Origin of the sequence: Streptomyces sp. NBC_00223, from assembly GCF_036199905.1 — a bacterium.
GTDB lineage: Bacteria > Actinomycetota > Actinomycetes > Streptomycetales > Streptomycetaceae > Actinacidiphila.
Window position 1 is genome coordinate 1240028 of record NZ_CP108109.1, and the last position, 13080, is coordinate 1253107.

11 protein-coding genes are annotated in these 13080 nt (G+C 73.5%); 4 read left to right on the plus strand and 7 right to left on the minus strand.

Annotated features, from left to right (window positions below):
* Positions 1–70: 70 nt before the first annotated feature.
* The 3 genes from OHA30_RS05195 to OHA30_RS05205 are packed head-to-tail and all read right to left on the minus strand — an operon-like array spanning position 71 to position 2098.
* The gene (locus OHA30_RS05195; protein WP_328912612.1) at positions 71–802 is read right to left on the minus strand and encodes an SRPBCC family protein; all 732 of its coding nucleotides are present in this window, start codon (positions 800–802) and stop codon (positions 71–73) included.
* Positions 795–1361 (minus strand): dihydrofolate reductase family protein, encoded by a 567-nt coding sequence (locus OHA30_RS05200; protein WP_328912613.1) that lies wholly within the window; start codon positions 1359–1361, stop codon positions 795–797. The genes OHA30_RS05195 and OHA30_RS05200 overlap by 8 nt, the downstream gene beginning before the upstream one ends.
* On the minus strand, positions 1358–2098 hold the full coding sequence (locus OHA30_RS05205; RefSeq protein ID WP_328912614.1) for an ArsR/SmtB family transcription factor: 741 nt from the start codon (positions 2096–2098) through the stop codon (positions 1358–1360). The genes OHA30_RS05200 and OHA30_RS05205 overlap by 4 nt, the downstream gene beginning before the upstream one ends.
* Before the next feature lie 345 nt (positions 2099–2443).
* Between OHA30_RS05205 and OHA30_RS05210 the strand changes: the two genes are divergently transcribed.
* The 3 genes from OHA30_RS05210 to OHA30_RS05220 all read left to right on the plus strand — a co-directional run bounded on the left by OHA30_RS05210 (position 2444) and on the right by OHA30_RS05220 (position 8234).
* Entirely contained in the window at positions 2444–3364 is a 921-nt protein-coding gene (locus OHA30_RS05210) for a hypothetical protein (RefSeq protein WP_328912615.1), read from the plus strand.
* A 110-nt stretch (positions 3365–3474) separates the two neighbouring features.
* Positions 3475–5316, plus strand: a complete 1842-nt coding sequence (locus OHA30_RS05215; RefSeq protein WP_328912616.1) for an HSP90 family protein — start codon at positions 3475–3477, stop codon at positions 5314–5316.
* Positions 5313–8234: a hypothetical protein gene (locus tag OHA30_RS05220; RefSeq protein ID WP_328912617.1), complete on the plus strand. Its 2922-nt coding sequence runs from the start codon at positions 5313–5315 to the stop codon at positions 8232–8234. The genes OHA30_RS05215 and OHA30_RS05220 overlap by 4 nt, the downstream gene beginning before the upstream one ends.
* A gap of 54 nt (positions 8235–8288) precedes the next feature.
* On the opposite strand, the gene OHA30_RS05225 is transcribed toward OHA30_RS05220, so the two are convergent.
* Positions 8289–9032, minus strand: coding sequence for a Mut7-C RNAse domain-containing protein (locus tag OHA30_RS05225; protein WP_328912618.1), 744 nt, complete (start codon positions 9030–9032; stop codon positions 8289–8291).
* Positions 9033–9171: 139 nt separating this feature from the next.
* A complete protein-coding gene (locus OHA30_RS05230; protein ID WP_328912619.1) occupies positions 9172–9978 on the minus strand; it encodes an exodeoxyribonuclease III in 807 nt (268 codons plus the stop codon).
* 176 nt (positions 9979–10154) lie between these two features.
* Here OHA30_RS05230 and OHA30_RS05235 point away from each other — a divergent pair, with 176 nt between their 5' ends.
* The gene (locus OHA30_RS05235) at positions 10155–10580 is read left to right on the plus strand and encodes a GNAT family N-acetyltransferase (RefSeq protein WP_328917731.1); all 426 of its coding nucleotides are present in this window, start codon (positions 10155–10157) and stop codon (positions 10578–10580) included.
* Between the two features lie 99 nt (positions 10581–10679).
* Here OHA30_RS05235 and OHA30_RS05240 read toward each other — a convergent pair whose 3' ends face one another.
* Positions 10680–10925 (minus strand): DUF1049 domain-containing protein, encoded by a 246-nt coding sequence (locus tag OHA30_RS05240; protein WP_328912620.1) that lies wholly within the window; start codon positions 10923–10925, stop codon positions 10680–10682.
* A 135-nt stretch (positions 10926–11060) separates the two neighbouring features.
* On the minus strand, positions 11061–12299 hold the full coding sequence (locus OHA30_RS05245) for a M14 family zinc carboxypeptidase (RefSeq protein ID WP_328912621.1): 1239 nt from the start codon (positions 12297–12299) through the stop codon (positions 11061–11063).
* Between the last annotated feature and the right edge of the window lie 781 nt (positions 12300–13080).

Genomic DNA, 13080 nt, shown 5'->3' on the forward strand with positions numbered 1-13080 from the left:
CGCCCCTCCGACGGGTGGTCAGCCCGTGCGACGCCGCAGGCCGTCCCCCGTGGTGCGCTCGCGCGGAACGCTATCCGTAGAGGGCGTCGATCCAGTGCTGCCACTCCCCCGAGATACGGGCCGCGTCCGCGCCGGGCTCGAAGTCGTGGACGCTGACGCCGACGGTCGCGCCGAAGTGGTTGCGGCCGAAGACCCGGTACATCGCGTCGCCGGTGCGCAGTCCCAGGAAGTACGCGTTCCGGTAGTCGAGCACCGCCGCCACCGGACCGTCGGCGCCGGGCGGTGTGGCCCGTACGGTCTCCCCCTGGACCGCTGTGTCCGCGATCCCCAGGGCCCGTACGGCGACGTCGAACGCGTCGGCCGCGCCTGAGGCCACCGGGCCGTTCGCCCCCGCGAAGACCGCGGGCCGTCCGGCGAAGTGCCGCAGATACTCCCGCAGGGTGTGCAGATAGAAGTCGGTGTGCTTGTCGGCGCCGTCGTACTGGTTCTCCCAGTCGTCGACGAAGATCCCGCTGTGCACGTAGCGCACCCAGGAGCCGCCGCCCGCGCGGGGCTCGATGAGGTGGTCGAGCTGGTTGAAGGTCTGCCGCGGTACGTCCTCGGGGTCTTCGGTACGGGCGATGAGGCGGTGCGGCGGGTCCCAGGCGGTGACGGTCCCGCCGAAGGGCGCGGCGCCGCCTTCCTTGGGCTCGTACTCCATCGGCCACAGCCAGCCGGCCGTACCGGTGGTGACGGCCTCCCAGACCTCGTCGGGGCCGGCGTCGACCTCGAACTCCCGGACGATCTCGAACCGTTCAGACACGCTGCTCGCCCCCGCTCCGCGGCGCCGGGGCGTAGACCACGTGGTGGACGCCCGAGGGGAACAGCTCTGACTTCACGACGGTCAGCGGGATCTCGGCCAGTCCCTCCTGGAAGAGGCGCTTGCCGCGGCCGACGACGACCGGGTCGATCAGCAGGTCGACCTCGTCCACCAGGCCCTGGCCGAGCAGCCACTGCACGAGGGTGGCGCTGCCCATCACGGTGATGTCCCCGCCGTCCCGCCGCTTGAGTGCGGTGATCGCGGCGGCCGGGTCGTCGGCGATGACGGTGGAGTTGTTCCAGTCGGCCTTCTCCAGAGTGGTGGAGACGACGTACTTCGCGATGCCGTTCATATGGTCGGCGCCGGGCTCGTCGGCCATCGCGGGCCAGGCGGCGGCGAAGCCCTCGTAGGTCGTACGGCCGAGCAGCAGCGCGTCGGACGCGGCCATCTGGGCGGAGACCGTACGGGACATGTCCTCGTCGAAATACGGGCCGTGCCATTCGTTCGGCGCTTCCATCACGCCGTCGGCGGTCAGGAACTCGGTGACGATCAGCTTTCTCATGACGTTCTCTCGATCTCCTCGGGCTCGCGTTCCTGGTGTTCGCGTTCCTGGTGTTCGTGTTCCTGGTGTTCGCGTTCCTGGTGCTCGCGTTCGCCGGCTTCTCGGTCCTTGACTTCTCGGTCCTTGGCCGCGGCGACCACCAGGGCGTCCGGCGCGGCCTTCACGGTCGGGTGAAGGGCGACGACGACCCGGTGCGGACGGCCGCTCTCGGCGTCCGGGTCGTGGTACCGGGCGATCAGCGCGCTCACGCCGAGTGCCAGCTCCTCCACGAACGCGGCGCGTTCGGCCGCCGAGGCGAAGCGCACCTCGCCGTCGAGCGCGAAGGTGGCGACGGGCCGGCGGGCCCGGTCCGCGCCGGTGATCAGCGTGCCGACGTCCCGGACCAGCCGGGCCGCGACGGACAGCAGCCAGCGGGCGGACAGCTGGTCGCGGAACCGGGCAGGGTCGGGCTGCACGGCCGCGAGCGCGGTCGGCGAGATGACGTACGAGGCCGCGGTCGCGCGCATCAGCCGCTCGGTGACATTGCCCTTGCGGCGCTCCCCCGAGAGCTCGACCAGGCCGTGCTTCTCCAGTGCGCGCAGGTGGTAGTTCACCTTCTGCCGGGGCAGGCCGACCCGGGCGGCCAGCATCGTCGCCGAGGCCGGGCCCGCGGCCAGCTCCGCCAGCAGCCTGGCCCGTATCGGGTCCAGTGAGGCCGCTGCCGCGTCGGCATCCTCGATCACGCTCACGTCCAACATGACTCCACGGTCCCACCGAACACTTTTCTTGTCCAGAACATTCACCTTGTCGGCGCAACGACCACTCCGGGCGCCCACCAGCCCGGGCCGCCCATCGCCCGACCTCCGTCGCCCAACCACCCGCCGCCCAGGTCGCGTGCCCGGGGCCGCCCGGCGAGGGCTGGGGCAGCGTGTTCGTGCGACCCGTGGGGGCCGGGCTCAGGCAGGCGTGATATCTACCTGTCGGGGGGCAGTCTTGGCACGGCCCTGCGGAGCAGCAGCCGACGAAGGGGTCGCCACATGCCATTGATCCGCCGCCGTACCGCCGCGAGACCGTCGAGGCGGGGGCGGAGCACGACGCCTCGGGTGGATCCCGCCTACGGCGACCCCGGGTTGGCCGAGGTCCGCGCAGCCGCCGCGGCGGGCCGCTGGCCGGAGGTCCGCGCCCACCTCACCGCCGCCGCCGAGAGCGGCGAAGGCGAGCAACTGACCTGGCTCGCCGAGGGCGTGATGCTCACCGCCGGCGCCGAGCTGTGGCTCCCGGACGCGGTCGCCGCGGAACCGGACTCGCCGCTGCCGCTGCTGCTCACCGGCGCCCGGCACATCGAGTGGGCCTGGGAGGCCCGCACCCGCAAGATGGCCAAGTACGTCTCGGAGGAACAGTTCAGAACCTTCCACGCCCGGTTGCGGATCGCCGAGGAGCAGTTGTACGAGGTCGCCGAGCGCGCCCCTGACTGGGCCGCTCCCTGGTACTTCCTGCAGATCACCGCACGCGGCCTCCAGGTCGGACAGCAGGCCGCCGCCCGCAGGTTCGAGGCCGCGGTGCGCCGCCGACCCGGTCATCTGGCCGCCCACCGCCAGCAGTTGCAGCAGCTGTGCCGCAAGTGGGGCGGCTCGCACGAGGCCATGCACGCCTTCGCCCGCGCCTCGATGCTCGCCGCGCCCGAGGGCAGCCCGCTCGGCGAACTCGTCGCCGTCGCGCACCTGGAGCAGTGGCTGGACGAGGAGGACGACAACCCGGGTTATCTGCGGCACTCCTCGGTGGTCCTGTCGCTGTACGAGGCCGCCGAGCGCTCGGTGCACCACCCGGACTACGTGCGGCACCGTGACTGGACGCGCGGTTTCAACACGTTCGCGATGGCCTTCGCCCAGGCCGGGGAGGCCGACGCGGCGGCGGATCTGTTCCGCGTACTGGACGGCCGGGTCACCGAGTTCCCGTGGATGTACCTCGACGGCCAGGACCCGACCGCGCCCTTCGGTTCCTTGCGGGCGCGCGTCAAGGGGTAACGTCCCTTCTTCGCACACGAGTTCCCCCACCTCCCGTTTTCCGCCCCGCCCCTCCCCCGCAACCGCTCCCGAGCCGAGCCATCCCCGAGCCGACCGAGAAAGCCGCACCGGTGTCAGACGCACAGACAACGCACACATTCCAGGTCGACCTGCGCGGGCTGGTCGACCTGCTCTCGCATCACCTCTACTCAAGTCCCCGGGTCTATCTGCGCGAGTTGCTGCAGAACGCGGTGGACGCGATCACCGCCCGCCAGGCGCTCGGAGTGGACGCGCCCGCCCGGATCACCGTGCACGCGGGCACCGACGCGCTGACCGTCACCGACACCGGCATCGGGCTGACCGAGGCGGATGTGCACCGCTTCCTCGCCACGATCGGCCGCAGTTCCAAGCGCGGCGCCGACGGCGGTCTGGACGGCGACGGACTGGCCTCCGCGCGCGGCGACTTCATCGGTCAGTTCGGCATCGGGCTGCTGGCCTGCTTCGTGGTGGCCGACGAGATCACCGTGCTGACCAGGTCGGCCGCCGACCCGGACGCGCCCGCCGTGGAGTGGCGCGGCAGTTCCGACGGCCGCTACGCGATCCGTACGCTGCCGGCCTCCGCCGTCCCCGAGCCCGGCACGACCGTCACCCTCGTACCGCGCGCGGACGGCGCCGAGTGGACCCGCCCCGAGCAGGTCGTCGCGCTCGCCCGGCACTACGGGGGCCTTTTGCGGCACCCGGTCACCGTCACCGACGAGCGCGGCGGCGTCACCCGGATCAACGAGACGCCCGCGCCCTGGGAGGTGCGGTACGGCTCGCCGCTCGCCCGCCGGGAGGCGCTGGTCGAGCACTGCCGCAGGACCTTCGACTTCACCCCGCTGGACACCATCGAACTCGACCTGCCGCTCGTGGGGTTGCGCGGGGTCGCGTACGTACTGCCCACGTCCGTGCACCCGTCGCGGCAGGCCGGGCACCGGGTGCACCTCAAGGGCATGCTGCTGTCGGACCAGGCGCACGAACTCCTGCCGGAGTGGGCGTTCTTCGTGCGCGTCGTGGTGGACGCGGACAGTCTGCGGCCGACCGCCTCGCGTGAGGCGCTGTACGAGGACGAGACGCTCGGCGCGATCCGGGACGCGCTCGGCGCCCGGATCCGCGACTGGCTGACCGCCCTGTCCGCCAGCGACCCGGCGCTGCTGCACCAGTTCATCGCCGTCCACCATCTCGCGGTGAAGGCGCTGGCCCGCTACGACGACGAGTTGCTGCGGCTGCTGCTGCCCTGGCTGCCGTTCGAGACGACCGACGGTCAGGTCACGCTGGACGAGTTCGCCCGCGCGCACCCGGTGCTGCTGGTCACGCAGACCGTCGAGGAGTTCCGGCAGGTGGCGCCGATCGCGGCCGCGGCCGGACTCGGCGTGGTCAACGGCGGCTACGCGTACGACCGGGACCTGGTGCACCGCATGCCGGAGGTCCGGCCGGGCTGTTCGGTGGTGGACCTCGATCCGGGGACGGTCACCGCGCACCTGGACACGGTGGACCCGGCCGCGGAACTGGCGGCGGCGGCCTTCCTGCACACCGCGCGGGAGGTGATCGGCCAGTTCGACTGCGACGTGGTGCTGCGCAGCTTCCACCCGGTCAGCGCGCCCTCCCTGCTGCTCGACAACCGCGAGGCCAGGCACGAGCGGACCCGTACCGAACTCGCGGGCCGGGCCGACGGGTTGTGGGCCGACATCCTCGGCTCGCTGCGTTCCGAGGCGCCCCGGGCGCAGTTGGTGCTCAACCATCTCAACCCGCTGGTACGGCGGGCGGCCACGATCACCGAGCGGGGTCTCGCGGTGACGGCGGTCGAAGCGCTGTACGGCCAGGCTCTGTTGCTGACCCGCCGCCCGCTGCGGTCCTCGGAGAGCGCGCTGCTGAACCGGGCGTTCATCGGGCTGCTCGACCACGCGATGCACGATGTCCGGGAGGAGTCGTGACGGACACCCCGGACGAGGTCTTCGCGGCGCTGCGCGAGAACAACGAGCGCCCCTACGGCCGGCAGCGGACCGTACGCGCGGAGGAACTGGTCGAGGCAGCCGAGCAGTTCGACGACAAGGGCGCGCTGGTGACGGCGCTGTTCGAGCTGATGTCGGCGTACACGTACTCCGGTGAGGAGCGGAAGTCGCCGGTGGTCTTCGCCCGCATCGTGCGGATGTGGGACACCGGGCCGGACGACTTCAGCGAGTGGGAGGAGCACCAGCTCTACTGGCGCTTCAAGTGGGTGGCGAACGCGCTGGTGCAGGTGCCCGAGGTGCCGCTGGCGGCGATCGAGCGGTGGGCGGGAGAGATGCGCGACCGGTACCGCGCGGCCGGTCACGGCATGCAACCGGTCTACGCGGTACGGCACTTCGTCGCCCAGCACACCGGTGAGGGCGCCGACGCGGCATACGACCTGTGGGTGACCCGGCCGCGTACCGACCTGAGCGACTGCGAGGCGTGCGAGACCCGGGAGCGGGCACTGCACCATGTGGCGGCGGGCGACGACGTGCGGGCGCTGGCGGAGTGGGAGCCGGTGCTCGACGGCGCGCAGACCTGCATGGAGGAGCCGTACGTCAGCATGGCGTACGCGCTGCTGCCGCTGCTGCGGGCGGGCCGGAGCGACGAGGCGCGCTCGTACCACCTCGTGGGCTACCGCTTCGCGCGCGGCAAGCCGGACATGACCGAAGCGGTGGGCAGGCACCTGGAGTTCTGCGCGCTGTCCCGCAACGAGGGCCGCGGGCTCGAGGTGCTGGCGGAGAACCGGGCGATGTTCGAGGTCACCGGTTCGCCGCTGGACCGGCTGGGCTTTCTGACCGGCGTGGAGATCCTGCTCGCCCGGCTGGCCGAGCAGGGGCACGGGGCTCTGGCCGTGGCGGGCCCGCCGGGACGTACCTGGACGGTGGACGCACTGCGCGGCCGTGTGCGGGACGAGGCGTCGGCTCTCGCGGCGGCCTTCGACACGCGCAACGGGACCTCGGCCGTGAGCGAGCGGCGGCGTGAGCGGCTGGCCCAACGGCCCTTGCTGAACGAGCCGTTGGCGCTGGGCATCCGGGCGGCGCTGCCGTCGCCGGTCCGCCCGCCGGACGCCGAACCCGTCACAGAGACGGGGTCGGACGCCGGGGCCGAGGACTTCGCCGGACTGGTGCTGCGGGCACGGGAGTTGACGGCCATCGGGCGGCCGGACGCGGACGCGCTGTGGGACCGCATCCGCGCGCTCACCGCCGCCGAGGACCACCGGCACGACGGTACGGTCGGCCCGGAGGCCGTGCTGCGGGCCGAACTCGCCGAGCGGGACGCCTTCGACGGCTTCGACCGCGAGGAGTGGGCACGGGCCCGCGAGGTGATGTTGGAGGCCGCCGCGCTGTACGAGGAGGGCGGGCAGCGCGGGCGGGCCGCCGCCGCGCGGGCCAGGGCGGCGACCGCGCTGGTCGCCGCGAGCGAACGCGACCCGGCGGTGGACTCCTCGTCCGCGCGGAACGAACTCGACGCCGAAATGCGGCTGGCCACGGAGCTGTTGGGGACCGCCGGCGGCATCGAGGACGACCGCTATCTGGCCGTGCTCCAGTGCGACGCGATGGTGACCCGGCACGCGCTGGTCGACGAGCTGCCCGAGCCGTCGGCGGCCGTGCGGGACGCCTTCGACGCCTCCGTGGCCACGCTGCTGCGCGAGTCGGACCGGCTGGGCTCGCTGCCGCGCGCCTCCGCGGCCCGGCAGTACGCCGCCGATGTGGCCGCGCGCACCGGGCGGTTCGAGGCGGCGACCGAGGAACTGACCGCGGCGCTCGACCTGGTGGAGCGGGCCGGGCACCCGTGGCGCGCTCCGCGGCCGCTGGCGCTGCTCGCCCAGATCAAGGTGCAGAGCGGCCACGCGGACGAGGCGGTGCCGCTGATCCACCAGGCGCTGGCGGCCGCCGCGCGCTGGCCGGACGCGTCGCTGTCGCTCGGCCCCTTCCACGCGCTGCTCGGCCACGCCTGCGCGCACTCCGGTGACGCGGCGGGCGCGGTACGGCACCTGTCCGAGGCCGCGGACCGGCTGGACCGGGACGGCAGCGACGAGCACGCGGCGCAGGTCCGCCTGGAACTCGCCGATCTGCTGTCCGGGCAGGGGCGGCAGGCCGACGCGGTGGCCGTGCTGGAGTCGATCGTGCTCGGCGAGACCGGCAAGCTCGACCCGCGGCTCGTCGCCCAGATCCAGCTCAACCTCGCCCGGGGACTTGTCGGGCTCGGCGAACTGCGGGCAGCCGCCGAGGAGTTCCTGCGGCTGGCCGACGTGGTCGAGCAGTGGGACGACGACCGGTACACGCACACCCTCGTGGCGTGCGAGGCGGCGGTCGCACTGGCCAACGCCGGCCGCTGGGACGCCGCGCACACCGCGTACCGGCGGGCCGTCGCCTCGCACGAGCGTGCCGCGCGGCCCGCTCCGGTGGCGAGCATGATGCGGGAGTTCGCCCGGCTCACCATGGCCGAGCGGGAGGCCGAGGGGCTGCCCGACGCGCTGGGGCACCTGGCGGAGGCGGAGGCGCTGTGCGCCCAAGTCCCGCCGGACGTCGAGGACTTCGTGCACTGGTACCAGCGCGGCGCGGTCCACTACCAGCGCTCCCGCGCGTACGCGGCGGCGCAGGAGTACGACAACGCCCTCGCGGAGATGGAACAGGCCATCGCCGTCTACGACACGGGCGGCCGGCCCGGCGAGGAGCCCCGCGCCGAGGCGGTGCGGATCGCGGCGCTCATCGAGGGCAACGCCCTCGGTGACGTCGCCGCGGCGACCGCCCGCCTCACCGCGTCGATCACCCGCTGCGAGGCCGCCGGTTTCCCCGAGGCGGCCGCGGCGCTGGCCTCGGTCCGCGCGACCCTCGCCGCTCCCCGCCCCTCCTGACCCGCGCTCGGCCCGCTCGCCCTCCCGGCGGGCGGGCCGCCGGCCGCGGCGCGGCTATTCGGAGGCGGCGGCCGGGGAGCCGTACTCGCGCAGCGCCCAGGCCACGACCTCCTCCAAGTGGGCGTGGTGCGCGCCCTTCCAGTAGACCCGCTCACACGCGGTGCACCGCGCGAACACGTCGTACGACGCGCGCGTGCCGTCCCGCAGCCGGTCGCGTACCGAGTCCTTGTCCGCGGCTTCGAGCCGCCCGTTGCAGGCGACGCACCGCGTCCAGGGCGCGAGGACGGGCGCGAACCGCCCCAGGACGTCGGCGAGTTGCTCCTCGGGCCGGTCGCTGTAGATGTACGCGCCCGCCCAGATCTCCCGCCGGCGCAGCAGCCCCCGGTCGCGGGTGAGCATCACCCGCCGCTCCTTCGCCGACAGCGCGGCCAGCGCGGGGTCACCGATGTCCTCGTTCTCGTAGGCCGCGTCGACGCCGAGCAGCCGCAACCGCCGTGCCAGCGTGCCCAGATGCACATCGAGCAGAAAGCGCAGTGGCGCGCCCGGCACGTCCTGCGGCCGTTCCACCGCGCGCACCTCGACCGCCTCGCCGGCCGCCGGCACATGCGCGAAGGGCACGTCCCGCCCGTCCACGGCCAGTTGCCCCACTTCGGTGAGCGGGATGCCCAGCGACTCCACGACGTGCCCGAGGGACGACGTGCCGTCGACGGCCACGTCCGTCACCTCGCCGCGCCGGTCCGCGGCCACGAACAGCCGTAGTCCGGCCGGAATTCTGACGGTGATGTGCGCGCGTTTCACCGGCCCAGCATCCCATCCGGCCGGGCGCGGGGACCACGCGGTTTCAGCGGGCCGGCGCGCGCCCGGCGCCGAGGACTTCGCCGACGAACGTCCGGCGCCGGGGCCTGCGCCGACGAGCGCGCGGACCGGCGGAACGTCCTCAGAGGTCGTAGACGACCGTCACCGGCGCGTGGTCCGACCAGCGCAGATCGTGCGCGGCGGCCCGCTCGACCACGGCCCCGGTCGCCCGCTTCGCGAGGTCCGGCGTGGCGACCTGGTAGTCGATCCGCCACCCCGTGTCGTTGTCGAAAGCCCGGCCGCGGTAGGACCACCAGGAGTACGGGCCCGGGACGCCGGGGTGCAGATCGCGTACGACATCGGTCCAGGGCGTGAGCACCTGGGTGAGCCAGGCCCGCTCCTCCGGGAGGAACCCGGCCGACTTCTGGTTGGCCCGCCAGTTCTTGAGGTCGGCCTCCTGGTGGGCGATGTTCCAGTCGCCGCAGACCAGCGCGTGGGTGCCGGCCTCGGCGCTGCGGGCGCGCAGCGTGTCGAGGTGGCCCAGGAACTCGTCCATGAAGCGCAGCTTCTCGTCCTGCCGCTCGGTGCCGACCTCGCCGGAGGGCAGATAGAGGCTGCCGACGGTCACCCCGGGTCCGGCGTCCGGGAGGTCGATCTCCAGATAGCGGCCGGAGGCGTCGAACTCCGCCGAGCCGAAGCCGACCCGCACCGCGGCGGGCGCCCGGCGGGTGAGAACGGACACACCCGCGCGGCCCTTCGCCGTCGCGGGCGCGTGGTACGCGTGCCAGCCGTCGGGGTCGCGCAGCGCCGCGGGAAGCTGATCGGGCTCGGCCCTGACCTCCTGGAGGCAGACCACATCGGCGGCGGTCGCTTCGAGCCAGGGCAGGAAACCCTTCTTGGCGGCGGCCCGCAGACCATTGACATTGGCGGTGGTGACGATAAAGGACACCCTTCGGACGATACCCGGACTGTCCCGTGCCCCCGACGCCCGTCCCCGTCGGCCCCGCCGGCCCTCCCCACCGAGCGGACCGGCCGATCGGACCCCCTCCCGTACACACGTACGATGATCGGGTGGAGATCCGAGAGACGCGCTTCGACGCTCCCGACGCGGTGAAGCTCAACGACATGGTCCAGCAGGAGTACGTGCAGCGGTACGGCGACGGCGACCTGACCGTGATGGACGCGGCGCACTTCGAGCCCCCGCGCGGGCTGTACCTGCTGGCGTACGACGAGGACGGCAGCCCGGTGGCCAGCGGCGGCTGGCGGGCCTGGAACGCCTCGCCGGAGGGCTTCCGGGACGGCGACGCGGAGATCAAGCGGATGTTCGTACTGGCGCATGCCCGTGGCCGGGGGTTCGCCCGGGCGATGCTCGCGCGGCTTGAGGCGAGCGCGGCTGCCGCGGGCCGGACCCGGATGGTGCTGGAGACCGGGCTCAAGCAGCCCGAGGCGATCGCACTGTACGAGTCGAGCGGCTATCTGCCGGTGCCGAAGTTCGGCTACTACCGGCACGAAGAGCTGAGCGTGTGCCTCGGCAAACCGCTGTCGGCCTGATCGGCTCAGCACACGGCCGCACGGTCATACGATCCGACCGGCCGGCGACCATCCGCACGGTCCGACCGTACGATCAGCGCAACGGGACCGACGGCACGGTCACCGTCCGCCGCGGCGCCCGCCGCCGCGCCGCAGATACCGCCCGCACAGCACGCCGACCAGAAACGTGGCCAGCAGCGCCACCCACAGCGGGGTGCTGACCACCGGACCGATCAGCCGGATATCCACATGCCGGGTGTTCTCGAAGATGAACACCAGGGCGAGCACCGTGAGGATCAGTACGACGATCCGTCCCGGCGTCAGCAGATCACGCGCGCTCCGGCCGTCGGCCTTGTCCCTGTCCATCACGCCCACCTGTCTCCGGCTCCGCGGTCGCCCCCGCGTCCATGATCGCCGCACGGGCGGCCCCCGTGGTCGCTGGAGGACTCCGAACGGGTGACGCGCCGCACAGCTCCGCGCGGCGGCGAGCCGGCGGGGGGCTCACGCGCACAGCCCCTCGTACACCGCGAGGACGCTGCGGGCCTGCTGCTCGACCTGGTCGGCCACCGGCACCCACCGGGGGCGGTACGCCCGCTCGTACGCCTCGCACCACGTGTCGACCAGGTGCGTGACGGACGGGACCGCGGCGATCCGGCGGAGCATCGCGGCGGCGCGCAGCGGGACGCGCTGGGCGTAGACCTCGATGCTGGTGACGCGGGCGGTGGTCATGGGCGGCAGGGGCGCGGCGTCGGGCGGGCGGACGGCGGGGTCCCACTCGGCGGTGAGCTGCGGTCCGATGCCGACGAGTTCGCGTACGGTCCGCAGCAGCGCGCGTTCACCTCCGAGGAGTTGGGGGTCGATACGGTTCAACACCCTTGCCACGGTGGGCAGATCTCGGCGCAGCGCGGCGCCCGCCGTACGCAGCGCGTGGTCGGCGTCGGGGTGCGGGGTGGTGTCGGCGATCCGGTCGCAGGCCCACATGGGCACTTCGACGATGGCGGTGACACCGTCGTAGCGCTGGGCGTGCACCCAGGTGGAGTGCGCGCCGTCACCGGCGGCCGGGTCGGACGCGGGCGGCATGACGTAGACCCCGGGACCGGGGCTCGGCCACTGGAAGGCGTCGGAGGAGCCGCTCTCCAGCGGGATGTCGAGTTCGGCCGCGGACTTGCCGATCCGCTCGGGCACGCCGGGTATGTCGCGGGTGAGCTGGACGAAGCTGCCGCCGACGTCGATGCCGTGCAGCGAGCACTGGAGCACCGGCCGCAGCGCGTCGAGCAGGCCGACCAGCGCACGGGTCTCGGGCAGGGCGGCGGCCCGGACGACGCCGTCGTGCGGCAGCCACTCGGGCTGCTCGGCGGCGCACGGCCGAAAGAAGTGCTCGTAGTGGCCACGCAGCGTGTAAGGGCCGTGCAGCCAGGGCTCGTTGAGCGCGGCACCGTCGGGGTCGATGCAGAGCAGGAAGTGCCAGGCGCTGCCGTCGTCCTCGCCGCGTTCGCGGGCGGCGGCGATCTGTCCGGCCAGCCGCAGTACGGTGGCGCCGCCGAGCGCCGCCTCGTTGGCGTGCGGACCTGCCACCACCAGCACGTTCCGCGATCCCTGACCGACCGTCAGCATCATCAGCGGACGACCCGCGCGCGAACTGCCGACTCGCCCCAGCCGACAGATCCCGGGGTATCTCAGGGCCAACAGCCGGGCGCCCTCGGTTACTTCAACCGTCGTCGGATAGTGCTCTCTCGCCACCGCAGTCCCCCTGGCGCCGACACTCTGACCGGCTGCGACCGCGTCACGACACCGAGTCAATCCAGCCAGTAGGTCACGGGCCCCGCCGAGGTGTCAACGGCGCTACGCACATCGGTTTGTCGCGTGCATGATTAATCACGGACGGAGTCGTACCCCGGAGTACGACCGGGCCGCCGGCCGCGCGGTACAGGGGGCCGGGCCCCTCCGTTCGCGCCCGGAACCGGCGGGCGGCGCGGCCGGTCGGTGCGGCCGCCGGGAACACGTACCGGCAGTACGAAGGCGAGGTGGGCGGCGGTGCGGCGTTCGGCCGCCGCCGAGGATCGCCGGGCCGCGGCACGTACGACGCGGCGCCGCCCCCGCCCGCCGCCGCGTCCGCCCGGCCGTGGCGGCGCCGACCACACGTAGACCGCCCGCCTCACAGCTCTCCCGTAAGGACGCTCCGGCGAACGGTGAGCACCGCGCCTCCGGCCGGACGACATACGGCAGATGCCCGAGTCCCCCACCCCTGCCCGCCGCACCCCCCATACGCAGCGTTTCGCCCGGCCGGGGCCGGGTCTGCGTCCCCAGCCCGTGGCGCGTGCGGCGCGCCGGCGGAACGGTCGTGTCATGCCGTCACCCGTCAGCCCACCGCGTGCCCGTGCGGCGCGCCGAGCCCCAGCGGGAAAAGGGCCGCACCCCCAGATCCGTGGGCCCGCACGGCCGCCACCCGTCCAGCTGGATGCGGTTCGGGCCGCGTCCCCAGACGCGCGGGCCCGCGAACCCGCCCGGCGCGGCGCGGCGG

Bases quoted from the DNA above. Each gene is read 5' to 3' on its own strand.
- OHA30_RS05200 (WP_328912613.1), bottom strand. From the start codon at position 1,361: ATGAGAAAGCTGATCGTCACCGAGTTCCTGACCGCCGACGGCGTGATG.
- OHA30_RS05205 (WP_328912614.1), bottom strand. From the start codon at position 2,098: ATGTTGGACGTGAGCGTGATCGAGGATGCCGACGCGGCAGCGGCCTCA.
- OHA30_RS05235 (WP_328917731.1), top strand. From the start codon at position 10,155: ATGGTCCAGCAGGAGTACGTGCAGCGGTACGGCGACGGCGACCTGACC.
- OHA30_RS05240 (WP_328912620.1), bottom strand. From the start codon at position 10,925: ATGGACAGGGACAAGGCCGACGGCCGGAGCGCGCGTGATCTGCTGACG.